The 25560-nt window shown below is 62.6% G+C and carries 28 protein-coding genes and 1 tRNA gene; 23 read left to right on the top strand and 6 right to left on the bottom strand.

Features of this window, described 5'->3' with window-relative positions; all coding sequences use genetic code 11:
* A partial coding sequence (locus B9A19_RS18335; protein ID WP_139798971.1) for an integrase core domain-containing protein occupies positions 1-256 on the top strand: 256 nt, incomplete at its 5' end.
* Positions 257-312: 56 nt separating this feature from the next.
* Here B9A19_RS18335 and B9A19_RS18340 read toward each other — a convergent pair.
* Positions 313-1650, bottom strand: a complete 1338-nt coding sequence (locus B9A19_RS18340; RefSeq protein WP_084092615.1) for an aminotransferase-like domain-containing protein — start codon at positions 1648-1650, stop codon at positions 313-315.
* 104 nt (positions 1651-1754) lie between these two features.
* Between B9A19_RS18340 and B9A19_RS18345 the strand changes: the two genes are divergently transcribed.
* The 5 genes from B9A19_RS18345 to B9A19_RS18365 all read left to right on the top strand — a co-directional run bounded on the left by B9A19_RS18345 (position 1755) and on the right by B9A19_RS18365 (position 5884).
* A complete protein-coding gene (locus B9A19_RS18345; protein WP_084092616.1) occupies positions 1755-2243 on the top strand; it encodes a PaaI family thioesterase in 489 nt (162 codons plus the stop codon).
* Positions 2244-2266: 23 nt separating this feature from the next.
* Positions 2267-3115 carry an isocitrate lyase/PEP mutase family protein gene (locus B9A19_RS18350; protein WP_084092617.1) on the top strand — a complete coding sequence of 283 codons (849 nt, stop codon included), beginning with the start codon at positions 2267-2269 and terminating at the stop codon, positions 3113-3115.
* Between the two features lie 74 nt (positions 3116-3189).
* Positions 3190-3471, top strand: a complete 282-nt coding sequence (locus B9A19_RS18355; RefSeq protein WP_084092618.1) for a hypothetical protein — start codon at positions 3190-3192, stop codon at positions 3469-3471.
* A gap of 41 nt (positions 3472-3512) precedes the next feature.
* The gene (gene sbcB, locus B9A19_RS18360) at positions 3513-4949 is read left to right on the top strand and encodes an exodeoxyribonuclease I (protein ID WP_084092619.1); all 1437 of its coding nucleotides are present in this window, start codon (positions 3513-3515) and stop codon (positions 4947-4949) included.
* A gap of 2 nt (positions 4950-4951) precedes the next feature.
* Complete coding sequence (locus B9A19_RS18365) at positions 4952-5884, top strand: LysR family transcriptional regulator (RefSeq protein ID WP_084092620.1); 933 nt, start codon at positions 4952-4954, stop codon at positions 5882-5884.
* A gap of 45 nt (positions 5885-5929) precedes the next feature.
* Here the strand turns inward: B9A19_RS18365 and B9A19_RS18370 are convergent, their stop codons facing one another.
* Positions 5930-6775 carry a hypothetical protein gene (locus B9A19_RS18370; protein ID WP_084092621.1) on the bottom strand — a complete coding sequence of 282 codons (846 nt, stop codon included), beginning with the start codon at positions 6773-6775 and terminating at the stop codon, positions 5930-5932.
* Positions 6776-6977: 202 nt separating this feature from the next.
* On the opposite strand from B9A19_RS18370, the gene murJ reads away from it, so the two are divergent.
* Positions 6978-8513 carry a murein biosynthesis integral membrane protein MurJ gene (gene murJ / locus B9A19_RS18375; protein WP_084092622.1) on the top strand — a complete coding sequence of 512 codons (1536 nt, stop codon included), beginning with the start codon at positions 6978-6980 and terminating at the stop codon, positions 8511-8513.
* Positions 8514-8532: 19 nt separating this feature from the next.
* Here the strand turns inward: murJ and B9A19_RS18380 are convergent, their stop codons facing one another.
* Complete coding sequence (locus B9A19_RS18380) at positions 8533-9246, bottom strand: SAM-dependent methyltransferase (protein ID WP_084092623.1); 714 nt, start codon at positions 9244-9246, stop codon at positions 8533-8535.
* Complete coding sequence (locus B9A19_RS18385) at positions 9243-9851, bottom strand: Maf family nucleotide pyrophosphatase (RefSeq protein WP_084092624.1); 609 nt, start codon at positions 9849-9851, stop codon at positions 9243-9245. Before B9A19_RS18385 ends, B9A19_RS18380 begins: the two co-directional genes overlap by 4 nt.
* Positions 9852-10000: 149 nt before the next feature.
* Between B9A19_RS18385 and B9A19_RS18390 the strand changes: the two genes are divergently transcribed.
* The 13 genes from B9A19_RS18390 (at position 10001) to B9A19_RS18450 (ending at position 20284) form a co-directional block, all read left to right on the top strand.
* On the top strand, positions 10001-10489 hold the full coding sequence (locus B9A19_RS18390; RefSeq protein WP_084092625.1) for a YceD family protein: 489 nt from the start codon (positions 10001-10003) through the stop codon (positions 10487-10489).
* Positions 10490-10523: 34 nt separating this feature from the next.
* Entirely contained in the window at positions 10524-10703 is a 180-nt protein-coding gene (rpmF, locus tag B9A19_RS18395) for a 50S ribosomal protein L32 (RefSeq protein ID WP_035056189.1), read from the top strand.
* Between the two features lie 88 nt (positions 10704-10791).
* Positions 10792-11835: a phosphate acyltransferase PlsX gene (plsX, locus tag B9A19_RS18400; protein ID WP_084092626.1), complete on the top strand. Its 1044-nt coding sequence runs from the start codon at positions 10792-10794 to the stop codon at positions 11833-11835.
* Between the two features lie 28 nt (positions 11836-11863).
* On the top strand, positions 11864-12820 hold the full coding sequence (locus tag B9A19_RS18405; RefSeq protein ID WP_084092627.1) for a beta-ketoacyl-ACP synthase III: 957 nt from the start codon (positions 11864-11866) through the stop codon (positions 12818-12820).
* 113 nt (positions 12821-12933) lie between these two features.
* Positions 12934-13863 (top strand): ACP S-malonyltransferase, encoded by a 930-nt coding sequence (gene fabD, locus B9A19_RS18410; RefSeq protein ID WP_084092628.1) that lies wholly within the window; start codon positions 12934-12936, stop codon positions 13861-13863.
* A 94-nt stretch (positions 13864-13957) separates the two neighbouring features.
* Positions 13958-14701 carry a 3-oxoacyl-ACP reductase FabG gene (fabG, locus tag B9A19_RS18415; RefSeq protein ID WP_084092629.1) on the top strand — a complete coding sequence of 248 codons (744 nt, stop codon included), beginning with the start codon at positions 13958-13960 and terminating at the stop codon, positions 14699-14701.
* A gap of 205 nt (positions 14702-14906) precedes the next feature.
* On the top strand, positions 14907-15146 hold the full coding sequence (gene acpP / locus B9A19_RS18420) for an acyl carrier protein (RefSeq protein ID WP_084092630.1): 240 nt from the start codon (positions 14907-14909) through the stop codon (positions 15144-15146).
* A 120-nt stretch (positions 15147-15266) separates the two neighbouring features.
* Positions 15267-16508 carry a beta-ketoacyl-ACP synthase II gene (gene fabF, locus B9A19_RS18425; protein WP_084092631.1) on the top strand — a complete coding sequence of 414 codons (1242 nt, stop codon included), beginning with the start codon at positions 15267-15269 and terminating at the stop codon, positions 16506-16508.
* Between the two features lie 113 nt (positions 16509-16621).
* Positions 16622-17908, top strand: coding sequence for an aminodeoxychorismate synthase component I (locus B9A19_RS18430; RefSeq protein ID WP_084092632.1), 1287 nt, complete (start codon positions 16622-16624; stop codon positions 17906-17908).
* Entirely contained in the window at positions 17905-18744 is an 840-nt protein-coding gene (gene pabC / locus B9A19_RS18435; protein WP_084092633.1) for an aminodeoxychorismate lyase, read from the top strand. The genes B9A19_RS18430 and pabC overlap by 4 nt, the downstream gene beginning before the upstream one ends.
* Positions 18735-19037 carry a hypothetical protein gene (locus tag B9A19_RS18440; protein ID WP_084092634.1) on the top strand — a complete coding sequence of 101 codons (303 nt, stop codon included), beginning with the start codon at positions 18735-18737 and terminating at the stop codon, positions 19035-19037. The genes pabC and B9A19_RS18440 overlap by 10 nt, the downstream gene beginning before the upstream one ends.
* A gap of 186 nt (positions 19038-19223) precedes the next feature.
* The gene (ribA, locus tag B9A19_RS18445; RefSeq protein WP_245804382.1) at positions 19224-19823 is read left to right on the top strand and encodes a GTP cyclohydrolase II; all 600 of its coding nucleotides are present in this window, start codon (positions 19224-19226) and stop codon (positions 19821-19823) included.
* A gap of 257 nt (positions 19824-20080) precedes the next feature.
* Positions 20081-20284, top strand: a complete 204-nt coding sequence (locus tag B9A19_RS18450; protein WP_084092636.1) for a hypothetical protein — start codon at positions 20081-20083, stop codon at positions 20282-20284.
* Here B9A19_RS18450 and B9A19_RS22275 read toward each other — a convergent pair.
* Together B9A19_RS22275 and B9A19_RS18455 are read right to left on the bottom strand one after the other, a co-directional pair.
* Positions 20281-20634 carry a hypothetical protein gene (locus tag B9A19_RS22275; protein ID WP_139798972.1) on the bottom strand — a complete coding sequence of 118 codons (354 nt, stop codon included), beginning with the start codon at positions 20632-20634 and terminating at the stop codon, positions 20281-20283. The two genes, B9A19_RS18450 and B9A19_RS22275, sit on opposite strands and share 4 nt — an antisense overlap.
* Positions 20607-20696 (bottom strand) — tRNA-Ser (locus B9A19_RS18455). Before B9A19_RS18455 ends, B9A19_RS22275 begins: the two co-directional genes overlap by 28 nt.
* A gap of 169 nt (positions 20697-20865) precedes the next feature.
* Here B9A19_RS18455 and mltF point away from each other — a divergent pair.
* From mltF to nagZ, 3 genes are all read left to right on the top strand, one after another.
* Complete coding sequence (gene mltF / locus B9A19_RS18460; RefSeq protein ID WP_176217015.1) at positions 20866-22302, top strand: membrane-bound lytic murein transglycosylase MltF; 1437 nt, start codon at positions 20866-20868, stop codon at positions 22300-22302.
* 301 nt (positions 22303-22603) lie between these two features.
* Positions 22604-23995 (top strand): glutamate--tRNA ligase, encoded by a 1392-nt coding sequence (gene gltX / locus B9A19_RS18465; RefSeq protein ID WP_084092638.1) that lies wholly within the window; start codon positions 22604-22606, stop codon positions 23993-23995.
* Positions 23992-25551, top strand: a complete 1560-nt coding sequence (gene nagZ, locus B9A19_RS18470; RefSeq protein WP_245804383.1) for a beta-N-acetylhexosaminidase — start codon at positions 23992-23994, stop codon at positions 25549-25551. The genes gltX and nagZ overlap by 4 nt, the downstream gene beginning before the upstream one ends.
* Positions 25552-25560 lie beyond the last annotated feature (9 nt).

Below are 25560 nucleotides of genomic sequence, written 5' to 3' on the forward strand. Positions count from 1 at the left end.
TTACTACCAGAAGCTGCATCGGCAGCATGGGGTGATCTGCTCGATGACGGATGGGTATGATTGCTACCAGAATGCGCTGGCAGAGCGAGTGAATGGCATTCTCAAGACGGAGTTGTTGTTGCAGCGGCCTGCGGACCTTGCGCAGGCCCGGCGGATGGTGGGTGAGTCGGTCGCGATTTATAACCATGAGCGGCCGCATCTGTCGTTGCAAATGCAAACGCCCGATGCGGTGCACCGGGCGTCGTTGGCAGGATAATGCGGGTTCAAACCAGCTGTTTTGGGTGTCAACCTAATTCAGGACGGGTCAGTCGTTCAGATAGGGTAGGTGTCGATCACCTCGCGCACTTCACGCAAGGCGTCGGCCAGCGCCGCATGTGGCAGCGAGCTCAAACCCAATCGCAATGCATGTGGCGCATGACGCGTGGTGGCGTAGGCGTCGGCTTTCGAGACGGCAATATTGCGCAGTGCCAGTTCGGTGGCGATGCGGTCCATGCGCAACTCTGCCGGCAAGCGCAGCCAGAGGAAGAGGGCGTTCGGGTGGCTTTGGCAGTCCAGCCCGTGCAGGATGTCGCGGGCCATGGCCTGACGCAGCCGCGCATCTTCGCGCCGTTTCTGCTCCAGGTGGGCCACCGTGCCATCCTGCAGCCACAAGCAGGCCAGTGCTGTGGTCAGGCTGGGCAGGCTCCAGGTGTTGGCGCGCAGTTGCTGCTTGATGGACTTGCTGCACGCTGCCGGCACCACCATGAAGCCGAAGCGCAGGCCGCTGGCAACGCTTTTGGACAGGCTGGACACGTACACGGTACGCTCCGGCGCCAGTGTGGCCAGCACAGGCGTATTGTCGCCGGCCAGAAAGGCATAGCTGGCATCTTCGATCAACACGCAGTCGTGGCGGCGCGCAATGGCCACCAGCTGCTCGCGTTGTGCCAGATTCAGCACCCAGCCCAGCGGGTTGTGCATGCCGGGCATGGCATAGATCAGCCCGATGCGGCCTTGCCGGCACAATTGCCCCAGCGCAGCCAGGTCCGGCCCGTCATTGCTGCATGGCACCGAGGCTAGTGGCAGGCGTTGTGCATCGGCAATCATCTTGATGCCGGGGTAGGTCAGCGCATCCACGGCAATGTGCATCCCGGACGGCAACAGCGCCCGCACGGCAATATCCAGCCCCTGCTGGGCACCATTGACGATGAAGACCTGATCGCGGTGCGCGGCGATGCCGCGCGTAACCAGAAACTGCCGCACGATGTCGCGTTCATGCGGGCGCCCGCCGGGTGGCTGCTGATGTAGCAGCGCGGCAAGATCGCCGCCGGCAGCCAGCTGGCGCAAGCCATCGCGCAGCAGCGCGGCCTGTTCATCGTCATGAGGGTGATTGAACGAGAGGTCGGCCGTGTGGCGATTGTGGCGTGCTTCGTCTTGCGGATCCCAATCGCGTTGCAGCAGCCGGTCGCGCACATAGGTGCCGCGCCCGGTTTCGCCGATCACCAGTCCCATATCCTGCAGCGCCTTGTAGGCACGGCTGGCGGTGGCAACAGCGATGCCGTGCTGCTCGGCCAGTTGGCGATGCGTGGGCAGCAGGGTGCCGGGTGGCAGGTGGCCATGGCGGATATCATTCGCCAGGCGTTCGACCAAGGTGCTGTACACAGGTGGAGCCATGGCTTGAACCGTATTTAGGACAATTTTTTGATTGTACTGTATGGCTGTACGATCATGCCGGCATGACCGCCCGCGCCTGATGCGCGGCATACAGGAGGCTAAGCATGCTGCAATCCGACACCGCTGTACTGCCGGTCCTCGACTACCTGCGCCGCTTGCTTGCTGGCGAGCTGACCCCCGGCGAACGCACGCATTTGTACTACCCCACCGCCATCTCCCGTCTGCTGGGGTTGCGCATCGTTGCGGTGGATTACGGCATCGCTGAGCTGGAAATCGACGCCGACCCGCAACTGCACGGCAACCAGCAAGGCACCGTCCATGGCGGCTTGTTGTGTGAGCTGGCCGATGCGGCCATCGGCACCGCGCATTCGACTTTGCTGGCGCATGGGGAGTCGTTCACCAGTCTGGACTTGAGTGCGTCCTTCCTGCGCCCGGTGTGGCGCAGCAGCTTGCGGGCACGGGCCGAGGTCAGCCACCTGGGCCGCACCATTTGTCACTACCGGTGCGATATCGTGCGGGATGATGGCAAGCGCGTGGCCAGCGTGGTCAGCAAGGTCATGACCTTGCGTGGCGAGCAGGCGCACGGGCGCTAAAACGGAGTCCAGGAGGCAAAACCATGACAGCATCGACACTGACCCAGACCGACAAGGCCATGGCTTTTCATGCGCTGCATGCCGGGGCTGGCTGCTTCGTGATTCCCAACCCGTGGGATGTCGGCTCGGCACGCTTGCTGGAAGCCGCCGGCTTCAGGGCGCTGGCCAGCAGCAGCGCCGGGCTGGCGTTCAGCCTGGGGCAGCCCGACGGCCTGGTGGGCAGGGATGTGCTGCTGCAGTATCTGGCTGCGCTGTGCGCCGGGTCCAGCCTGCCCGTCAGCGCAGACCTGGAAAACGGCTTTGGCGACGCGCCCGAGGCTGCAGCGCAGACCGTCACCCTGGCCGCAGCAGCCGGCGTCGTCGGTGGCTCCATCGAAGACAGCACCGGCCTGTCCGATGCGCCCTTGCATGAGATTGCACATGCTGCCGAGCGCATCCGTGCAGCAGCAGAGGCGGCGCGCGCGTTGCCGTTTCCTTTTGTCGTGACTGCACGGGCAGAGAATTTCGTGCTGGGGCGCCCCGATCTGGCCGATACGATAGCCCGGCTACAGGCGTATCAGGAGGCTGGCGCCGATGTATTGTTCGCCCCCGGCTTGCGCACCGTTGAAGAGATTGCGCTGGTACTGCGTGAAATCGACCGGCCGCTTAACGTGTTGTTGGGGCTGGGGCCGCTGCGGGCCAGCGTGCCGCAGCTGGCTGCGTTGGGGGTGAAGCGCATCAGCACTGGCGGCTCGTTGGCGCGCGTGGCATGGGGCGCGTTCATGCGTGCGGTCGATGAATTGCAGCAGGGTGGTTGCGGCTATCTGGCGCAGGCGGCCAGCCATGCCGAGCTGTGTGCGGCATTTGCGGCATTTCCGGCCGTGGCTGACTGAGGGGGCTGCCCGGCTCAAGTCAGACGCATTTGCGCCGATATCAGGTGTAACACCTTGATTTGACGTGACTGATCATGAAAGTACCCGAACTGCTGCGTGTTGGCGCTGCATCCTTTGTCGCGGCGGTGTTGCCGTCCGGCGAAGGTGAAGCGCGCCGGCAGCACGCTCCGCCAGAACTGCCCGTTGCCGAATGGGATGGTAGCGAACGCCGCGTCGGTGACGAGCGCCGCCAGGGCGAGCGCCGTGCCTACCGGCGCCCAACCCGCTTTGATACGCGGGCGCGGCACGAGCGCCGCCGCGAGGGGCGCCGCCATGACGATACCGCGCCGGAAGGCGTGCTGTCGGTGAAGGCCTGATCCGCTGCTAGAATGGCGGCTGACCACGTTCAGCGCCTGCCATGTCCCATACCTTTCTCTGGCACGACTACGAAACCTTCGGCGTCGTGCCGCGCCGTGACCGCCCCGCCCAGTTTGCCGGCATCCGCACCGATGCCGAACTGAACGAGATCGGCGATCCTGTCGAGTTGTTCTGCCAGCCCACCGTTGACTGGCTGCCCAATCCCGAATCCTGCCTGCTGACCGGCATCACACCGCAGCAGTGCCTGGAGCGTGGCGTGCCCGAGTTCCGTTTTGCCGAAAGCATAGAGCGCGAGCTGGCAGCACCGGGCACCATCGGTGTCGGCTACAACACCATCCGTTTTGATGATGAAGTAACGCGCCATTTGTTCTGGCGCAATCTGATCGACCCGTATGCACGTGAATGGCAGAACGACTGCGGCCGTTGGGACTTGCTCGACGTGGTGCGTACCACCTGGGCACTGCGCCCCGAAGGCATCGAATGGCCGGTGGGCGAGGATGGCAAGCCCAGCTTCAAGCTGGAGCTGCTGACCAAGGCCAACGGCCTGGCGCACGAGGCCGCGCATGACGCGGTATCGGATGTGCGCGCCACCATCGCGTTGGCGCGCCTCATTCGAGAGCGCCAGCCACGCCTGTTCGATTTCTGCCTGGGCCTGCGCAAGAAGGATGCGGTGCTGAAGGAAATCGGCAGTGCGCCCAAGCCGTTTTTGCATATCTCCGGCATGTTCGGCACCGAGCGCGGCTGCATGGCGCTGGTGTGGCCGCTGGCCTGGCACCCGACCAACAAGAACGAGCTGATTGTCTGGGACTTGCGCCACGACCCGGCCCTACTGTTTGGGCTGGATGCCGCCACGGTGCGCGAGCGCATGTTCAGCCGCGCCGATGCGTTGGCCGAAGGCGTGGAGCGCTTGCCGATCAAGACCATCCACATCAACAAATCGCCCATCGTCATCGGCAACCTCAAGACCCTGCAGCCCGCCACTGCAGAACGTTGGGGTATCGATTTGGCGCAGGCCGAGCGCTATGTACAGGCGCTGCAGGCCAGACCGGACCTGAGCACCATCTGGCGCGAGGTATACAACCGCAATCTGGAGCCGATCGGTGATGTGGACCAGAACCTGTATGGCGGGTTCGTCGGCAACGATGATCGCCGCACACTGAGCCGGCTGCGTAGCTTGTCGCCCGAGCAACTGGCGCAGGCGCGGCCGGATTTTGCCGATCGCCGCTTGGGTGAACTGCTGTTTTACTACCGCGCACGCAATTTCCCGGCCACCTTGAGCGAGGCCGAGCAGGCACGCTGGCAGCAACTGCGCAGCGAGCGGCTGTTCGACGGCCGCGACGGCTATCTGACGCTGGAGCAGTACAGTGAGCAGATCGACGTACTGGCTGAAGCAGCAGGCGAGCGTGGTGACGAGCGCGCGGAAAGCATACTCGCCGCACTGTATGATTACGCCGACCTGATCGCCCCGGATTACTGAACGTGAGATACACGCTACGCCAGCTTGAAGTGTTTGTTGCCGTCGGCCGCTATCAAAGCGCATCGCGCGCGGCCGAGGAGCTGGGGCTGTCGCAATCGGCCACCAGCACCGCGCTGGCCGAGCTGGAAAAACAGTTCGACGTGCGCTTGTTTGACCGCTTCGGCAAGCGGCTGCAGTTGAACGAGCTGGGCCACCAGTTGCTGCCCCGTGCCATCGAGCTGCTGGATCGTGCTGCCGAAGTGGAGCATGCCCTGAACGGAGAAGCGGGGCTTGCGCACCTGCATATCGGTGCCACCGTCACCATCGGCAACTATCTGGCGTCGCTGTTGGTGGGCGAATACCTGCAATGCCATCCGGGCAGCCAGATCAAGCTGGGGGTGCACAACACCGCCACGGTGATCCAGCAGGTGGCGCACTTCGAAATCGATTTCGGTCTGGTCGAAGGTGATTGCCAGCATCCCGAGCTGGAGGTGGAAAACTGGGTGGCCGATGAGCTGGTAATCTTTGCTGCGCCCGAGCACCCGCTGGCCCGCGCCGGCAAAGCGACACTGGCCGAACTGGCCCGCGTGCCGTGGATCGTGCGCGAGGCTGGCTCGGGTACGCGCCAGACCTTTGACGCTGCGTTGCGCCACATCGGCTCCAAGCTCGATATCCGGCTGGAGCTGGAGCAGACCGAGGCGATCAAGCGTGCGGTTGAATCCGGGCTGGGGGTGGGCTGCATCTCGCGGCTGGCGCTGCGGGACGCATTCCAGCGCGGCAGCCTGGTACCGATTGCGGTGGACGGGCTGGATCTGTCGCGCCAGTTTCACTTCGTCGTGCACAAGCAGAAATTCCGCACGCCCGGCATGCAGGCATTCTTGCAGCTGTGCCGCGATGTGGCGGCCAATGTGGCTGTCAGCGATGAAATCGTGCTGGGGCGGCATGCCGCAGCGTGAATGAAAAAGGCGGCCCGCAGGCCGCCTTTTTCATGATGCCCCGGCTTACTGGGCGATGATCAGCAGCTGGTTGAGATACTGCGCATCGAAGACATGGTTGCTGCCTTCATCAACCGCGTATTCGAATACATGTGCACCGGCAGCCGTCGGCGTGACCTGATAGCTGAAGGTGCCATCCTGCAGGAAATCCACCGCAGCCAGCTGCGGTGTCGTGCTGGCCACCCAGCCGCTGCCATTGAACCATTGCGGGCCCTTGGTGCCGATGAAACCGGCCCAGCGCTCGACCTGTGCGTTCTTCTTGCCGTTGGCTTCCACCTTGACGTTGACGGTCACCGGCTGGCCCACCTTCACGTATACGGGGTTGGAAAAACCGCCCGAGGTCACGGTGACCTTGGGGTTGAGATCACCAGCCAGCGTGCTCTTGTAGTAAACGCTGCCACGCAGTGCTGCGGCAGCGCCTTCGCAATGCTGCTCGAAGTTGGCGGCAAAGTGATCCAGATCGCCGGTCGGGGTGTAGCTGATTTCCAGGATGTCGAAACGGCCGGTGGAGGTATTGCAGCCACGGCCGCTGCCGCTCACGTCGAGGCCGGCACCGGTCGGGCTCTGGAACGGCCAGCGCTGCGTATTTTCGTATGGACCAACCTGCAGGCGGGCCTTGTTTGGCGCGGCAAAGTTGACCGACCACCAGTCATTGCCGCCATTGAAGTTGATGGTGACGCCATTGCTGAAGTTGTTTTGCGCGGTGAACGTGCCATCGGTTTCCAGCCAGGTCTTGGTGACGCCCTGGCCGATATAGTCGCCCTTGTCGCTGACGAACTTGAGATAGGTGCTGGCCTGTGCGCAGGTTGCTGCGGCAAGCAGCGCAAGCGAGATGAAGAGTTTGCGTAACATGCTGATTTCCTTTAGAGAATGATGTTTTTTCCTGCCGGATTCGATTGCTGCCCGGCACGGCCATCATGCTGTTTCTGGAAATTTCTTATTCTTTGTGTAACGATTTGGTAAGTATTTTTGGTGGGCTTATTTGCTCCCGCTGCAGGCGCATTTCCTCTACGATGTCGCCCTTGTACGACCTCCAGTCCCGCGTGCCGCCTTTATGAATCTGCTCAAGTCCCTTGCTGCCACCAGTTCGATGACCCTGGTGTCGCGCGTGCTCGGTCTGGCGCGCGAGACCATCGTGTCCAGTCACTTTGGCGCTGGCGCGGCGACCGACGCGTTTCTCACGGCGTTCCGCCTGCCCAACCTGCTGCGGCGCATTTTTGCCGAGGGGGCGTTCTCGCAGGCTTTCGTGCCTATCCTGGCCGAGTACAAGGCACAAAAAGGCGAGGAGGCCACGCGCACTTTCGTCGCCTATGTGTCGGGCATGCTCACGCTGGCGCTGGCGCTGGTCACCCTGTTGGGTGTGCTGGCTGCACCGGTGGTGGTATGGCTGACCGCGTCGGGGTTTCGCGGCGACCCGAACAAGTTTGCGCTGACATCGCAGATGCTGCGCATCGTCTTTCCCTACATCTTTTTGATTTCGCTGTCGTCGCTGGCGGGGGCGGTGCTCAATACCTGGAACCGCTTCTCGGTGCCGGCCTTCGTGCCCACCTTGCTCAACGTGGCCATGATCGTGGCAGCGCTGTTTGCTGCGCCGTATTTTCATCCACCCATCGTGGCGCTGGCCTGGGGTGTATTGCTTGGGGGCATATTGCAACTGGTGTGGCAGTTGCCCCACCTGAAGCAGATCGGCATGCTGGTGTTGCCGCGCATCAATTGGCGAGACGCCGGCGTGTGGCGTGTCATGCGGCAGATGGGGCCGGCCATTCTTGGTGTATCGGTGGCGCAGATATCGCTGCTGATCAACCTGAGCTTTGCCTCCTACCTGCCGTCCGGTTCGATTTCATGGATGAACTATGCAGATCGCTTGATGGAGTTCCCCAACGGCCTGCTGGGTGTGGCACTCGGTACCATCCTGTTGCCGTCGCTATCCAAAACGCATGCCAACAAAGACCAGGCTGAATATTCCCGCCTGCTCGACTGGGGGCTGCGGCTGTGTCTGATGCTGGCGTTGCCGGCGTCGGCTGCGCTGGCCATCCTGTCCGGTCCGCTGATCGCTACCTTGCTGCAGTACGGCAAGTTCACCGCGTTCGATACGCTCAAGACGCAATATGCACTGCTGGCCTACACCGTTGGCTTGTCGGGCTTTTTGTTGGTCAAGGTGCTGGCGCCGGGTTTCTATGCGCGGCAAAACATCCGCACCCCGGTGAAGATTGCCATTTTCACCTTGGTGCTCACGCAGTTGATGAACCTGGCTTTTATTGGCCCGCTCAAGCACGCCGGCCTGTCGCTGTCGATCGGGCTGGCGTCGTGCGCGAATGCGGCGCTGCTGTACTGGCGCTTGCGCAAGCAGGGTGCGTATCAACCACTGCCGGGCTGGGGCCGTTTTTTGTTCAAGCTGGTGGCGGCAGTGGCGGTAATGTCCGGCGTGCTGTTTGCGGTGCTGGCACCGATGCCACCCTGGGGTGACGGCAATATGCTGTGGCGTTTGCTGCGCTTGGCCACAGTAGTGACTGCAGGACTCGCTGCCTATTTCGGTACCCTGTACGCGCTGGGTTTTCGCCTCAAGGATTTTTCACGCCGCGCCGCGTGATGCCGGCGCGGCGTGATCGTCACGCTGCGTAGACCACAAACACCGTGGGTCGCTTGTGCAAGTCGGGCTTGTTGCCCTTGCGCCATGCGGCCACGGTCTGGCTGCGGATGTATTCGCTGGCGGTAGTGATGTCGCACGCCACGGTCAGTTGGCTATCGGGGGCGAGCGTCGCGACGAGTGCATCGAACAGTGCGCCGTTGCGGTAGGGCGTTTCGATGAACAGCTCGGCTTGCTGTTGCTTGCGCGAGTCCTGTTCCAGCTGGCGGATGGCAGCGATGCGCGCCGCATCCTGTGTTGGCAGGTAGCCATTGAAGCGGAATTTTTGCCCGTTGGCACCGGCGCCCATCAGCGCCAGCAAGATGCTCGACGGCCCCACCAGCGGTGCTACGCGTATGCCGCGCGCGTGCGCCAGCTTCACCAGGTTGGCGCCGGGGTCGGCCACGCCGGGGCAGCCGGCTTCCGACATCAGTCCGACATCGTGCCCTGCCAGCAACGGGGCCAGCAGCGCTTCGAGCGCGGCATCCTTGGTGTGTTCGTTCAGTTCTTCCATCCACAGGCTGCGCAGCTCGTGCGGCGTGCCCATCAATTTCAGCATGGCGCGGGCGGTCTTGGGCGCCTCGACGATGAAGTGCGTCAACCGTTGTGCGGTGCTCAATACATCCGTCGGCAGCACGGCCGCCAACGTGTCCTCGCCCAGCGGTACGGGGATCAGATACAGCGTGCCTGTGCTCATACCACCTCCACGCCGGCATCGTTCAGCATGCCCACCAGTGCGATCAGCGGCAGGCCGATCAGCGCGGTGGGGTCGTCGCTGGCCACGCGGGCGATCATGACGATGCCCAGTGCCTCTACCTTGGCGCTGCCGGCGCAGTCGTAGGGCTGGTCGCGCAGCAGATAGCGTTCGATCTGCGCATCGCTGTAGTCGCGCATCGTCACGCGCGTGACATCGACAGCCGTCACGATACGCGCCGAGCGGCTGTCATGCAGTGCCAGCGCGGTATGGAATTCGACTTCGCGGCCACGCATGGCCTGCAGCTGCGCCACGGCGCGCTCATGCGTGCCGGGCTTGCCCAGTTGTTGGCCGTCCAGCAGGGCCACCTGGTCGGAGCCGATCAGCAGCGCGTCCGGATAGTTGCCGGCCAGTGCGCTTGCTTTGGCAATGGCCAGGCGCAGCGAGGTTGCGGCGGCAGTTTCATCCGGCAGCGGGGTTTCATCGACGCCCGGGCTGGCCGTTTCAAACGGCAGGCCCAGCCGGCCAAGCAGCTCGCGCCGGTAGGGAGAGGTGGAGGCCAGTACCAGCGTACGGCCTGTTTGTGGGGAAAGCGGTTGTTTTTGCATGGAAAAACGCCAGCGACGGGCGGATAAAATCTTTGACAGTGACCGAAGGCAGATTGTATCATGCGCGGTTTCCGACTCGTCCCGGTTCGGATTGCCTATGCAGTCCAGATAGTATGGGTCGGTGTCCAGGTTAAGGATTGGGACACGGGATGCCTGTCATACACAGCGCCGAATTTGCCCGCGAAGGCGGTGTACTTGAAGGCTCGCTGCCGCTAGCCGATTTGCCGCGCCTGCAGGAAGTGCTGGTGCGCAACGAAGGTGAGGTCGCGTGGCGTGTGCGTGGCGGTGTCGACAAGTTTGAGCGCCCGTGGCTGGAAGTCAGCTTGACCGGTGAACTGGCATTGCAATGCCAGCGTTGCCTGAGCGAGATGGCCTGGCCGTTCGTGGTCGAGGTTGCACTGACGCAGTTTGCCGATGAGGCGGCTGCCGATGAGGCCGAGGCGAGCGATCCTGAGCTGGACACAATGGTTATCGAATCGGCCCTGTCGATCGAGACCCTGCTGGAAGATGAATTGCTGCTGGCACTGCCTTTTGCCCCGACGCACGCGATCTGCGAGCCGCCGCAAGAGCAGAACCGGCAGGACAAACCGAATCCGTTTGCAGTCCTGGCTGGTTTGAAAACCAGGAAAGCGGAATAATTGAACTTAGTACTGGTTTTCAAGGAGTTTTAACATGGCCGTTCAACAGAATAAAAAGTCCCCGTCCAAGCGCGGCATGCATCGCGCTCACGACTTCCTGACCGCTCCGGCTGTCTCGATCGACCCGAACACCGGCGAAGCACATCGCCCGCACCACATTTCGCCGAACGGTTTCTACAAAGGCCGTCGCGTGATCAAGGCCAAGGGCGAATAATTCGCAAAAGCCTTAATAACCAATTGGTTATGTAAAACGGCGCAAGCGGGCAACCTCGCTTGCGCCGTTCTCCATTCTGGAACCCGCAATGGACATTACCGTCGCCGTTGATGCAATGGGCGGAGATCACGGTGCGCACATTACCGTGCCTGCCGTGCTGCGCTTTCTTGACCGCCACCCGGAAGTGAATGTGGTGCTTGTCGGCCTGCCCGATGCGATCGAATCCGAACTGCGTGCCCGCAAGGCCAGCGTTGGGCCTCGGCTGCGCATCCATCCGGCCAGTGAAATCGTCACCATGGACGAGGCGCCGCAATCGGCGCTGAAGAACAAGAAAGATTCGTCGATGCGCGTGGCGATCAATCTGGTGAAATCGGGCGAGGCCAATGCCTGCGTTTCGGCTGGCAATACCGGCGCGCTGATGGCCACCGCACGCTTCGTACTCAAGACCATCGAGGGCGTCGAGCGTCCGGCCATTGCCAAGATGATGCCGACGGCCAGTGGTGGCGAGACCTGTGTGCTTGACCTGGGTGCCAACGTCGACTGTACGCCCGAGCAACTGACCCAGTTCGGCATCATGGGTGCCTCGCTGGTGGCTGCCGTGCACCAGAAGGATCGCCCTACGGTCGGCCTGCTCAATATCGGCTCGGAAGAAATCAAGGGTAACGAGTCGGTCAAGGCTGCTGCCGAGATGCTGCGCGCCAGCAAGCTCAATTTCCATGGCAATGTCGAAGGCAACGAGCTGTTCACCGGCAAGGTGGATGTGATTGTCGCCGACGGCTTTACCGGCAATGTCGCCCTCAAGACTACCGAGGGCCTGGCCAAGATGCTGGCCGAGTTCCTGCGTGAAGAATTCACCCGTACGTGGTGGACGCGTTTCCTGGCTGTGCTGGCGTGGCCGGTACTCAGCCACTTCAAGAAACGCGTCGATCCGCGCCGTTATAACGGTGCATCGCTGTTGGGTTTGAAGGGGATTGTGGTAAAAAGCCACGGCGGCGCAGACCAGATGGCGTTCTACTGGGCACTCAAGCAAGCGGTGACCGAGGCGCAATCGGGCGTGATCCAGCGCATCACCGAGCAGGTGCGCGAGCAACTGGCTGATCTGGCAGCTACACCAGTGCCCGCCGCACAGTAATATCCCCGCATTCAACGAGAGAAAAGCCATGTACGCGCGCATTGTCGGAACCGGTTCCTATCTGCCGGAAAAAATCCTCACCAACGCCGAACTGGCTACCCGTATCGATACCAGTGATGAATGGATTGCCACCCGCACCGGCATCCGTGCACGCCACATTGCTGCCGACGAACAAAAGACCTCCGACATGGCGCTGGTCGCCGTCGAACGCGCGCTGGAAGCTGCCGGCACCGCACGCGAAGAGATTGATCTGCTCATCGTTGCGACCACCACGCCGGACAACATCTTCCCGTCCACCGCCTGCCTGCTGCAGGAAAAGCTGGGCGTGCATGGCTTCCCAGCTTTCGATGTGCAGGCCGTGTGTGCCGGTTTCGTCTATGCACTGGCGACCGCCAACGCGATGATCCAGAGCGGTGTGGCCAAGTGTGCCGTCGTGGTTGGTGCTGAAAAGCTCACCAACCTGATCGACTGGAATGACCGCACCACTTGCGTGCTGTTTGGTGACGGCGCCGGCGCCGTGGTACTGCGCGCATCCGATGAGCCGGGCATCCTCGCCACGCAACTGCAGGCTGATGGCCGCTACAGCAGCATCCTCAAGGCCGACGGCCGCGTGAAGCAGGGCAGCATCGACGGCAGCCCTTATATCCACATGGAAGGCAGTGCGGTGTTCAAGTTCGCTGTGCGTGCGCTGGCCGAAGTCGCAGAAAAAACCATTGCAGCTGCCGGTTTGCAACAGAGCGATGTGGACTGGCTGGTGCCGCATCAAGCCAACCTGCGCATCATCGAATCCACCGCCAAGCATCTGGGTTTGCCGATGGAGCAGGTCATTGTCACCGTCGACCGGCATGGCAATACTTCGGCCGCGTCGATTCCGCTGGCGCTGGATGCCGGCGTGCGCGATGGCCGCATCAAGCCGGGCCAGACCGTGCTGCTGGAAGGTATCGGTGGTGGTTTTGCGTGGGGCTCTGCGCTGTTCAAGCTGTAATATCTGTTTATCAAGCAAAACGGCGCAGACACTGCGCCGTTTTGCTATCTGTCACCCAAACCAAATAAGCGTTTTAATTTGCCCGTCGCGGCAAATGTGCAAGGAGAAATAGCATGGCACTTGCTTTCGTCTTTCCGGGCCAGGGCTCGCAATCGCTCGGCATGCTCAAGGGCTTTGATGGTGATCCCGCCGTCCGCCAGACCTTCGAGGAAGCCAGCGACGTACTGGGCCAGGACCTCGCCGCCATGTGCGCCGAAGGGGCCGACGCTGCCGTCATCAATGCCACCGTCAACACTCAGCCGCTGCTGCTGACCACCAGCGTGGCCGTCTACCGTGCATGGCTGGCTGCGGGCGGTGCCGCGCCGGCATTGGCTGCGGGTCATTCGCTGGGCGAATACTCGGCGCTGGCTGCTGCCGGCAGCATCGCCTTTGCCGATGCGGTCAAGCTGGTGCGCCTGCGTGCCGAAGCCATGCAGTCGGCCGTGCCGGAAGGCACCGGCGCCATGGCCGCGATCCTGGGGCTGCCCGATGACGTGATCGTTGCTGCGTGTGCCGAAGCTGCGCAGGGTGATGTGGTTGAAGCCGTCAACTTCAATTCGCCGGGCCAGGTGGTGATTGCCGGCAGCAAGGCTGCCGTCGAGCGCGCCATGGCGCTGTGCAAGGAAAAGGGTGCCAAGCGCGCGCTGCCGCTGCCGGTATCGGTGCCGTCGCACTGTGCGCTGATGAAGCCGGCTGCCGAAAAGCTGGCTGCCGCGCTGGCCGATATCCAGATCGTTGCGCCGTCCTTCCCGGTCATCCACAACGTCGATGTGATGTCTTATGCCGACCCGGCACAGATTCGCGATGCGCTGGTGCGCCAGCTCTATCGCCCGGTACGCTGGGTTGAGAGCGCGCAGAAGCTGGCTGCCGATGGTGCTACCGTGATCGCTGAATGCGGTCCGGGCAAGGTGCTGGTGGGTCTGAACAAACGCGTCGCCGAATCCGCACAGCATGTCGCGCTGACTGATCTGGCCGCATTCGACGCGCTGAAGGCCGTGTTGTAACCGGCCAACGCTATTGTCCTGCCGGCGGCAAGGCCGCCGGTTTTCCGGGGGCTGGCCATCTGCCGGGCCTTTGATCAAAAGTATGGAGAGGATTATGAGTCTTGCAGGAAAAGTGGCGCTGGTGACCGGCGCATCGCGCGGCATCGGCCAGGCCATTGCACTGGAACTGGCGGCGCAGGGCGCGACCGTGATCGGTACAGCCACCAGCGACAGCGGTGCCGAGGCGATTACCGCTTATCTGAAAGCCGCGGGCGCCCAGGGCAGCGGGCTGCGCCTGAACGTGACCGAAGAGGGCGCTTGCGAGGCGCTGGTGGCGCAGATCGAAAAGGATTTCGGCGGCATCGCCATCCTGGTCAACAACGCCGGCATCACGCGCGACAACCTGCTGATGCGCATGAAGGACGAGGAGTGGGATGCCATCATGGATACCAACCTCAAGCCAGTCTACAAGCTGTCCAAGGCGGTGATGCGTGGCATGATGAAGGCCCGCTGGGGCCGCATCATCAATATCGCCTCGGTGGTCGGTGCCACCGGCAACCCAGGCCAGACCAACTATTCGGCGGCCAAGGCCGCGCTGTTCGGCTTTACCAAGTCGCTGGCGCGTGAAATCGGCTCGCGCGGCGTCACCGTCAACGCGGTTGCGCCGGGTTTCATCGATACCGACATGACCAAGGTACTGCCGGAAGAGCAAAAGGCCGCGCTGGTACAGAGCATTGCACTGGGCCGCTTGGGTGAGCCGAAGGAGATTGCCGATGCGGTAGGCTTCCTCGCGTGCGACAAGGCCGCATATATCACCGGCCAGACGCTGCACGTCAACGGTGGCATGTACATGAACTAAAGTGTCGCTGGCGCACCCGATTTGCGGGTGTTGTTGGCGATTTTGTCGAGTTTTTGGCGGAGAAACATGTGTTTGAACGCAGGTTTCTCCTGATCGATCCTGTGTGCGTTTGTGCCACGTCCGTCCCGCTTGCGTTTGCGCGCGGCGTTTTTTTGGTACAATGCGCTCGCTTTTTTTATTCCCTTAAATGGTTAAGGTTAAATCCATGGAAAACATCGAACAGCGCGTGAAGAAGATCGTTGCTGAGCAACTGGGCGTGCCGGAAACGGACGTCAAGAACGAGTCCTCCTTCGTGAACGACCTCGGCGCCGATTCCCTCGACACCGTTGAACTCGTGATGGCCCTCGAAGAAGAATTCGAGTGTGAGATTCCGGACGAAGAAGCCGAAAAGATCACTACCGTTCAGCAAGCCATCGACTACGTGTCCGGCAATCTGGACAAGTAAGTCCTAGTTTTGAGAAGACCTCTGCTGCGGCCCTTCAAACGGTCGCACAGAGGTCTTGTTCCATCCGGCGCGCGCATAGCTGTTTGAAACTGCGCCCTGCCGCCAGTCTGGAGAATTTCCGTGTCCAAACGCAGAGTCGTCGTCACCGGTCTTGGCCATCTTTCCGCAGTAGGCAATGATGTTGCCACTGGCTGGGCCAACCTGTTGGCTGGCCAGTCCGGCATTGGTCAGATCACCCGCTTCGATGCTTCCGACCTTGCCTGCACCATTGCGGGCGAAGTGAAGGGCTTCGACGTGACCCAGTACATCTCGCCCAAGGAAGCGCGCCGGATGGACTTGTTCATCCATTACGGCATTGCCGCTGCATTGCAGGCGATTGCCGATTCCGGCCTTGATGACGTGGCCGGTCTCGACAAGACCCGCGTCGGTGTCAATATCGGCTCCGGCATCGGCGGCCTGCCGCTGATCGAGGAAACCGATGGCGACCTGCGCGCCGGTGGCCCGCGCAAGATCGGCCCGTTCTTCATTCCCGGCTCGCTGATCAACCTGATCGCCGGGCATGTCACCATCCTCAAGGGTTATCAAGGCCCCAGTTACGGCATCGTGTCGGCGTGCACCACCGGTGCGCACAGCATTGGCGACGCGGCGCGCATGATTGCCTATGGCGATGCAGACGTGATGGTGGCCGGTGGCGCCGAAGGCGCGATCTGCCGCCTGGGCATCGGCGGCTTTGCCGCCATGAAGGCGCTGTCCACCCGCAACGATGATCCGGCTACGGCATCCCGCCCGTGGGACAAGGGGCGCGATGGTTTCGTGATGGGCGAGGGCGCCGGCGTGCTGGTGCTGGAAGAGTACGAGCACGCGGTCAAGCGCGGCGCCAGGATCTATGCCGAGTTTGCCGGTTTTGGCATGAGCTCGGATGCGCACCACATCACTGCGCCGAACGCAGAAGGCCCGGCCCGTGGCGTAACCAACGCGCTGCGCGATGCAGGCATCAACGCTGACCAGGTCGACTATGTGAATGCGCATGGCACATCGACCCCGCTGGGCGACTCCAACGAAACCAATGCGCTGAAGATTGCCTTTGGCGACCACGCCAAAAAGCTGGTGGTGAACTCGACCAAGTCGATGACCGGCCACTTGCTGGGTGGCGCTGGCGGCGTCGAGGCGGTGTATTCGGTGCTGGCGCTGCATCACCAGATTTCGCCGCCGACCATCAATATCTTCGAGCAGGATATCGAGGGTGGTTGCGATCTGGACTACGTGGCCAACACCGCGCGCGCGATGAAGATCAATGTAGCGATCTCCAACTCCTTCGGTTTTGGTGGTACCAACGGCACGCTGGTCTTCAAGAAGGTTTGATGCCGTCTTGCCCGAAAAACCCCGCAGCGTGCTGCGGGGTTTTTTATTGCCTGGCCGCTGCCGGCGATACGTTCGGTGACGAGCGGCGGGCTGCCTGTTGTTACAATGCGCGCATGCCGATTCAAACCCTCGCTTTCGTCCCCGATCTGGCCGCGCTGGCTGCCGCTACCCCGGCAGCTTTCCCTGCCTTGTTGCAGTCCTCCGGCGCCCAGGGCTGGGACATCCTGTTTGCGCTGCCCGACGCGCGCCGTGTGTATACCCATGCCGAGCAAGCCGCATTTCTGGCCGATCTCGATCAATTGCCGGTGCATGCCGGTGCCAGCGATACCTTGCCCTTTCTGGGTGGCTGGCTGGTATATGCCGGTTACGAGCTGCTGGAAGTGTTCGAGCCCAGCGTGGCGGCGCGTGACGAAGTCGGGTTTCCCGCTGCCGCGCTGATCCGCTGCCCGGCAGCGGTGCTGGTTGATCGCGCCACGCAGGCTGCCTGCCTGGTGGCCGAGACGGACGAGCAGCTGGTGCAACTGGCCACGCTGGTCGCGGCCGGCGCTACGTGGCAAGCGCAACCCTTGGTTGTGGCCCAGGTGGACGAGGACGATGCGCAGGCGTTTCTGGATGGCGTGCAGCGCTGCAAGCAATACATCGTTGCAGGCGATGTGTTCCAGGTGAATCTCTCGCGCGGCTGGCGCGTGCAACTGGCGCAAGGCAGTCCGCACGATCTGTATGGGCGGCTGCGCACCGCCAATCCGGCGCCGTTTTCTGCCTTGCTTGATCTGGGTGCGCAGCAGATCGTCAGTTCGTCGCCCGAGCGGCTGGTGCGCGTGGCCGGCGGCGTGGCCGAAACCCGGCCGATTGCGGGTACTCATCCGCGCGGCGCCACGCCGGCCGAGGACGAAGCACTCAAGCAAAAGCTCATCGGCACCGTCAAGGAGCGTGCCGAACACATCATGCTGGTCGATCTGGAGCGCAATGACCTGGGCCGCATCGCCGTGCCGGGCAGCGTCGAGGTGGACGAGCTGATGGCGGTGGCCAGCTACGCCTATGTGCATCATATCGAATCGAATATCCGTGCCCGGCTGCAGCCGGGCACCACGGTACGGCAGGTGTTGCGCGCGCTGTTTCCGGGCGGCACCATCACCGGTTGCCCCAAGGTGCGCTGCATGCAGATCATTCGTGAACTGGAAGATGCGCCGCGCGCCGCCTATACCGGTAGCCTTGGCTACGTCGGGATCGACGGGCGCATGGACTTCAACATTCTGATCCGGACCTTCATGCAGCAAAACAATCAGCTTTATTTCCGCGCCGGCGCCGGCATCGTGGCCGACTCCGATCCCGAGCGCGAATTGCAGGAAACCCGCCACAAGGCACGCGGCCTGTTGCGTGCACTGGGGGTGGCGGGATGATGCAACGCCTCGTCAATGGCAGTCCGGCCGATACGCTGGCGCTGGCCGACCGCGCCGTACAGTTCGGCGACGGTGTGTTCCGCACGCTCAAAATGGTGGGCGGCGCTGTACCGTTCTGGCTGCGCCAGCTGGATCGCCTTACCCACGATGCCGCCTTGCTGGGCATCGAGGCGCCCGCCGCCAGTGATTGGCTGGCCGATATCGCCGAGCTGCACCGGCAGGGCGTGCGTGATGCGGCGCTCAAGTTCATTGTCACGCGCGGTGAATCGCAGCGCGGCTATGCGGTGCCTGATGTAGTCAAACCCACGCGTATTGCGCAGGCGGCGCCACTGCCGGCCTACCCGGATACCCTGCAGAGCGACGGCGTGGCTGTGCGCTGGTGCGACACCAAGGCAAGCTGGCAGCCGCGCCTGGCCGGCATCAAGCACCTGAACCGGCTGGAGAACGTGCTGGCCCGCAACGAATGGCGCGATGCCGCCATCTTCGAGGGCCTGATGTGCGACCGCGATGGCGCGGTGATCGAGGGCGTGATGAGCAACGTGCTGCTGCAGGAAGGCAAGGCACTGGTCACCCCCAAGCTGGAGAGCGGTGGCGTGGCCGGCGTGATGCGCAGCGTGGCGCTGGAGGCGGCAGCCCGTTTGAACTGGAGCGTGAGCGAAATCAACATCAACCCCGAGCGCCTGCTGCGCGCCAACCGGGTCTGGCTGTGCAACAGCCTGATCGGCATGGTGCCGGTGCGCGAGCTGGCAGGGCGTCACTGGGAGTCGCACCCGGCCGATCAGCAATTGCTGGAAGTCATTCGCACCATGGAAAAGGAAGAGACCGCATGTTTCTGAAAACCGCTCTGGCGCTCGTACTGATTGCGGGCACCGCCTGCGCGCAGGACTATTACAAGGCGGACCCGGGCAAGCTGGCCCAGCTCGAGGCACAGCGCTGCAGCAAGCTCTACAACGAAGGTCGATTGATCCGCACCCGGCTGGCCGCTGGCAACAACCACAGCTACGACGTCGAGAAAATGAAGGCACGACTGGCCGAGGTCGATAGCGATGCAGGCAAGTACTGCCAGAACTGGCAGCCACCTGCCACACCGACACCGGTGCCGCCTGCCAAGCCGGCGCGCCGCCGCTGATGCCGACGCCTATTCCCCGCCCTTGCCACCGCAAGGGCGCTTTTGTCTGGGCTTGGCCCGGACAAGCCGTGGTCAGGTGTAGCGCAGCCCTGCGGCGGCATGGATGACTCCGGTTATATCAGTACGAGGACTTGTAACCGCAGTGCCTGCCCCCATATGCAGGGGAGAAGAATTGCGGAGCCAGCCTTGTCCAATCCAGCCCTCATCGAAAAAGTCAGCGTAGCGCGCCTGCCTACGCCCTATGGTGTGTTTGCCGCACACGCCTACCGCTCGGCGCTGGATGGCGTAGAGCACCTTGCCGTGGTGTACGGCGACCCTGCCGGCGAAGCCACGCTGGTGCGCCTGCATTCCGAGTGTCTGACCGGTGATGTGTTCGGCAGCCTGCGCTGCGATTGCGGCGAGCAGCTGCATCGCGCCCTGCAACGCATTGTTGATGAGGGACGCGGCGTGCTGTTGTACCTGCGTGGGCACGAGGGTCGGGGCATTGGTCTGGCGCACAAGATCAGCGCCTATGCACTGCAGGACCAGGGGCTTGATACCGTCGATGCCAATGCGGCGCTGGGTTTGCCCATTGATGCGCGCAGTTACGATACTGCGGCTGCCATGCTCAAGGATCTCGAGGTGGCGACGGTGCGGCTGATGAGCAACAACCCGAAGAAAATCGCTGCGCTGGAAGCGTCGGGCATCCCGGTGGTCGAGCGCGTGCCGCACGCGGTGCAAAGCAACCCCGAGAACCATCACTACCTGGCCACCAAGCGCCAGCGCATGGGGCATCTGCTTAAATAAACCCGGTTATCCCGGTCCGGACGGCTCGCCAAGACGGGCCGTTTTCGTTCCGGTGCCACCTGTTGGCGTGAGGGCGGTACAATTCACACTCCGTGCCGATGCAATGCACTGCTGGTGCTGGCGTGCATTAATAGCCTGATTTGCAAAAGAAAGTCGTCATCTTCGTGACATCTGCATGTGTTCTGCTTACTATGCTGAAAGATGATTCAAATCATTGGCTGACATAAAACATGCGGCAGATTAAATTGAATTGCACCATGGCAGCACTGGCCGATACCTATTTCGGGCAGGAGCTGTTGCGCCAGCGCACCAAGCTGGATGACATTGTCGGCGACAGCAAACCGGTGATCGAAGTGACGACCAAGACGGTCAAGTTCATCTGGCTGGCGGGGGTGGCGGTCAATACCACCAAGGGCTGGGGGCTGTACGAGCTGGGTTTGAATCTGCACCCTGGCCATTAACGTCCGAGGCGATCAACGGCATTGCCCTGGGCAGTATCTGGACCCGGGGCGATGAAGGAAGTGGCCACGGTGCGGCTGCCCTGATTGCCGTTCTGCCCGATGCATCGGGTTTGCGCGACATGCTGCTGGACTGGCTCAAGGAAGATCCCAAGGCCATCAAGCAATTGAAAGCCAGGCAGGGTGCTGTCACCAAGTAAGCACGCTGGCTGTTCGCTTGATGCATCCGGCGCCAGTGCTTGCGGGCCGGAAGCAGCAAGGGTGGCAGAGCGCCGGCCACAAAAGAAAAAGCCCTGCATTTGCAGGGCTTGATCTCGGTATTGCGTGGCGGAGAGGGTGGGATTCGAACCCACGGTAGGCTTGCACCTACGCCTGATTTCGAGTCAGGTACATTCGACCACTCTGCCACCTCTCCGCGTAGAGGCCGAACTATATACAGGTTTTTCGGCCTTGCAAAGCCTGTTTGCGCGTTTTTTCGAAATTTAGCGAATTCTGATGTGAATGGGTTGCATTGCGCTTTTGTGACCACGAGGGCAGAATGCGCGGCGATTCAAAGACTTGGGAGTGCTATGAGGCACTGGTTAATGGCCATTGCAGCGGCGACGCTGGTAGGCTGCGGCGAAATGCCGACGGACGCCAGCCGTGTATTGCCGCTGGCAGAATCGAAGGAACTGGTGGTGCTGGTACAAAACAGCCCCACCACGCTCTATGTCGATGCCGAGGGCAGCTATGCCGGGCTGGAGTACGACCTGGTAACGCGCTTTGCCGAACAGCAGGGGCTGAAGGTGCGCTTCCTGGTCGAGCCCAACTACGCCCGCGTGCTGGAACGGCTGCGCCTGCATCAGGCTCACCTTGCCGTTGGCGTGCATGCCGACAGCGAGCAGAGCGGGGTGCATTTCGGTCCCGCCTATCAATCGGTCTCTGCCGTGCTGCTCTACAACAACAAGGGGCAGACCGACGAACAAGCGCTGGCCAGGCTGTATGCCGGCGATGCGATGGCCAAGGTGCTGCCGCAATATCTGGCCGCGATGAACCGTGCCAAAACAGCCCATGCCGGTCTGACCTGGCGTCTGGTTGACGACATGGACGGCGAGGAAATGGTCGAGGCCGTTGCCGCTGGCAAGCTCGATTACGCCGTGGTCGGCTCGCACGTGGCCGATGTCAGCTCCAACTATTACCCGCAGGTGGGCGTGGTGCACCAGATGGGCGATGCACAGGCATTGGCCTGGGCCGTGCCGGATGCCGAGCCCGAGCTGCTGCAGCGCGTGAGTGGTTATTTCGCCGCCATCCAGGGTGATGGTTCGCTCGCCAAGGCGCTGGATCGCTACTACGGTCACGTCAACCGCGTGGCGTCGCCTGATGCGATGGCCTTCCTGCAAAAGCGCGAGGAAACCTTGCCGCGCTATCGCAACTGGTTCCAGCGTGCCGAAACCGAAACCGGTCTGGACTGGCGCCTGCTGGCCTCGCTGGCCTATCAGGAATCGCACTGGAACCCGGACGCGGTATCGCCCTATGGCGTACGCGGCATGATGATGCTGACCGGCGAAACCGCCCAGCGCATGGGTGTGGATCGCCTGAACCCGATGCAAAGCATTCTGGGTGGCGCACGCTATCTGCAGCTGATGAAGGACAGCCTGCCCGACAATATTGCCGAGCCGGACAAGACCTGGCTGGCACTGGCGGCCTACAACGTGGGGCTGGGGCATTTGCTGGATGCGCGCGAACTGGCACGCCGGCAGAACAAGAACCCGGATAGCTGGAGCGACGTGAAGAGTACCTTGCCGCTGCTGCGCAATCCCAAGTATTTCTCGACCGTGAAATACGGCTATGCCCGTGGTGGCGAGCCGGTGATCTACGTCGAAACCCTGCGCAATTTCTACGATATCCTGGTGCGCTTCGAGGCGCCGTTCAAACCCAGCCTGCCTACCGTGGCCGACGACGTGACGGTGCAGAACCCGGGTAACCGCGATCTCGAAATCAATAACCGCGTGGTCGCCACGCGGACGGTGGCAGCCCTGTAATCCACCTGCCGTTTTTCAGGCCGCTGTCGAGCAAAGCGAGGCTCCCTCGCGGTGGCGAGGGCGGGGGAGTGGGGGCAAGCAGACAAGAGCCGTTGCTTCGTCTTGTCGCGCGGGTGAGAGCCCGGCTTGGCCGGGGGCTTGATGCAGGGGTATGACCGCTAACTGTTCCAAGAGCCAAGCAGGCTCGACCAAGCCGCCGCAAGGCGGTTTTTTCTTTTGTAGTCGCTGCTTTTCACACCAGACCGCTGCAGGCGGCCGGTGCTTCCCGTAAAATCGCTGTTTTGCCGTTTCCGGAGTCATCATGACCACAGTCCGTACCCGATTCGCGCCCAGCCCGACTGGTCTTCTGCACATCGGCGGTGTGCGCACCGCACTGTTCTCGTGGGCCTATGCCCGCAAGCACGGTGGCGAGTTCGTGCTGCGCATCGAGGATACCGACCTGGAACGCAGCACCCCGGCCTCGGTGGCAGCCATTCTGGACGGCATGCACTGGGTGGGGCTGGATTATGACGAAGGCCCGTTCTACCAGATGCAGCGCATGGAACGATACAAGGAAGTGATCCAGCAACTGCTGGCCACTGGCCATGCTTACCTTTGCTACACCAGCCGCGAAGAACTGGACCAGATGCGTGCCGAGGCCGAAGCCCGTGGCGAAAAACCGCGCTACGACCGTCGCTGGCGCCCGGAGCCGGGCAAGACCTTGCCGGTCGTGCCGGAAGGCATCAAGCCGGTGGTGCGTTTCCGCACGCCTGTTGATGGCGTGGTGGCGTGGGACGATCAGGTCAAGGGCCGCATCGAAATCAGCAACGGCGAGCTGGATGACCTGATCATCGCCCGCCCGGACGGCACGCCGACCTACAACTTCTGCGTGGTGGTCGACGATATCGACATGCGCATCAGCCATGTGATCCGTGGCGATGACCATGTGAACAACACGCCGCGCCAGATTCACATTTACGAAGGCATCGGTGCTCCGGTGCCGGTGTTCGCGCACCTGCCGATGATCCTGAACGAATCCGGCGCCAAGATGAGCAAGCGCAAGGATGCAGTATCGGTGGTTGATTACGATGCGCAGGGTTTTCTGCCGGAAGCGCTACTCAACTATCTGGCCCGCCTGGGCTGGGGCCATGGCGATGACGAGTTTTTCACACTGGATCAGTTTGTCGGCTGGTTCGACCTCAAGGATGTATCGCCGTCCAGCAGCCGTTTCGACCGCGACAAGCTGCTGTGGTTGAACGCGCAGCACATCAAGGCGGTCGAACCGCAACGGCTGGCTGACCGCGTGGCGGGTTTTCTTGCCGACAAGGGTGTGGAAACGGCAGCCGGCCCGGCACTGGCCGAGGTGTGCACTTTGCTGAAGGACCGCAGCCAGACGCTGGTGGAAATGGCCAGCCAGGCCGAGTATTTCTATCGTCCGCTGGACCCGACCGCCGATGTGGTCGAAAAGCACCTGACGCCGGATGATGAAGCACGGCTGGGCCTGTTTGCCGAGGGCGCGGCCAGCCTGCCGGCGTGGGACGCGCCGACCCTGAGCCAGTACATCAAGGACTTCGTGAAGCAGCAGGGCGTGAAGATGCCGCAAGTGGGCATGCCGCTGCGCGCCAAGGTCTGCGGTATTACCAACACGCCGTCGGTCGATGCCGTACTGGCGCTGCTGGGCCGTGACGAAGTGCTGCGCCGGCTGGCTGCGTGAAACCCTTTGATGTTGCCGCGCTGACGCCAGCGCGGCAGATCGGCCAGTTGCTGATGGCCGGCTTTGATGGCCTGGAGCCGGATGCGCACATCACGCAGCTGATCCGCGAGCGCCATCTGGGGGGCGTCATCCTGTTCCGGCGCAATGTCGAGTCACCGGCGCAGGTAGCGCGGCTGTGCCGGCAGTTGCAAGCGATCAATGCTGAAGTCAGCGATATCCCCTTGCTGATCGGTATCGATCAGGAGGGCGGCATGGTGATGCGCATCGAGGACGGCATGACGCCGTTGCCATCGCCGCTGGCCTTTCAGGCGGCCGGTTCGGTCGATGATTGCCGCGAGCTGACCCGGCTGTGCAATGCCGAGCTGGCCGCGCTGGGCATCAACATCAATTTTGCGCCGTCGTTCGATATCAACAACAACCGCAACAACCCGGTGATCGGCGTGCGCGCCTATGGCGAGGATGTTGCCACTGTCGATGCGTATGCCGGGGCTGCACTGGCCGGTATCAAGGCGGCCGGGCTGGCCACTACTGCCAAGCATTTCCCCGGCCACGGCGACACCGATACCGATTCGCACCTGGGCATGCCGCGCGTGCCGCATGATCGCGCACGGCTGGATGCAGTCGAACTGGCGCCGTTCCGTGCGGCGATTGCTGCCGGCGTCGATGCCATCATGACTGCGCACGTGGCGTTCCCCGCCATCGAGCCCGATGCGGATACGCCCGCTACCATGTCGCACGCCGTGCTCACCGGCCTGCTGCGCGACGAGCTGGGCTTTAGCGGCGTGGTGTTCACCGATTGCCTGGAAATGGACGCCATTGCCAAGGGGCGCGGCACGGTGACCGGTGCACTGGCCGCCTTTCGTGCCGGTGCCGATGTGCTGCTGATCTCACATACGCCGCAGCGTCAGCACGGCTTTCTCGATACCATGCAGGCTAGGCTGGTTGCGGGCGACATCGCCCCGGCGCGGCTGCAGGCAGCGGTGGCGCGCATCCTGGCGCTCAAGCAGCGCTTGCCCGATAGGCGCGAGCTGCCAGACGTGCCGGGCTCGCAATTGGCCCTGCCGGATGCGCTGGCATTGTCGCGGCGTGTCCACCGGAATGCGGTGCAATGCGTTGGAGAGCGCGTGGCGCTCGATCCTGTGCTGCCGGTGGTGGTGCTGACGTGCGAAGTGCGCACGCGCACCGAAATCGACGAGGTGGCCAATGGGCGCCAAGCGCAGCGGCGCGAGTCGCTGGCGCCGCATCTGGCGCAGGCCGGGCTGACGGTGGCAGAAATACCGTTGCCATTGGCGCCATCCGACGCTGAAATCGACGCCGCAGTGGGGCAATTGCCGGCCGATGCGCAAATCGTGCTGGTCAGTTATAACGCCGTGCTGCACCCGGCACAGCGCGCATTGCTGGCGCGCCTGCCCACAGAGCGGCTCTGGCTGATCGCCGGCCGCCTGCCGTATGACCTCGACCTGCAGCCACAAGCGCGCGGGCGTCTGGCGGCATTTTCCAACCGGCCTGCCGCACTGGCAGCGCTGACCGAATTCCTGCTCGCGCCCGGGGCGTGAGCCGCAGAG

The organism is Andreprevotia lacus DSM 23236 (assembly GCF_900176275.1).
GTDB lineage: Bacteria > Pseudomonadota > Gammaproteobacteria > Burkholderiales > Chitinibacteraceae > Andreprevotia > Andreprevotia lacus.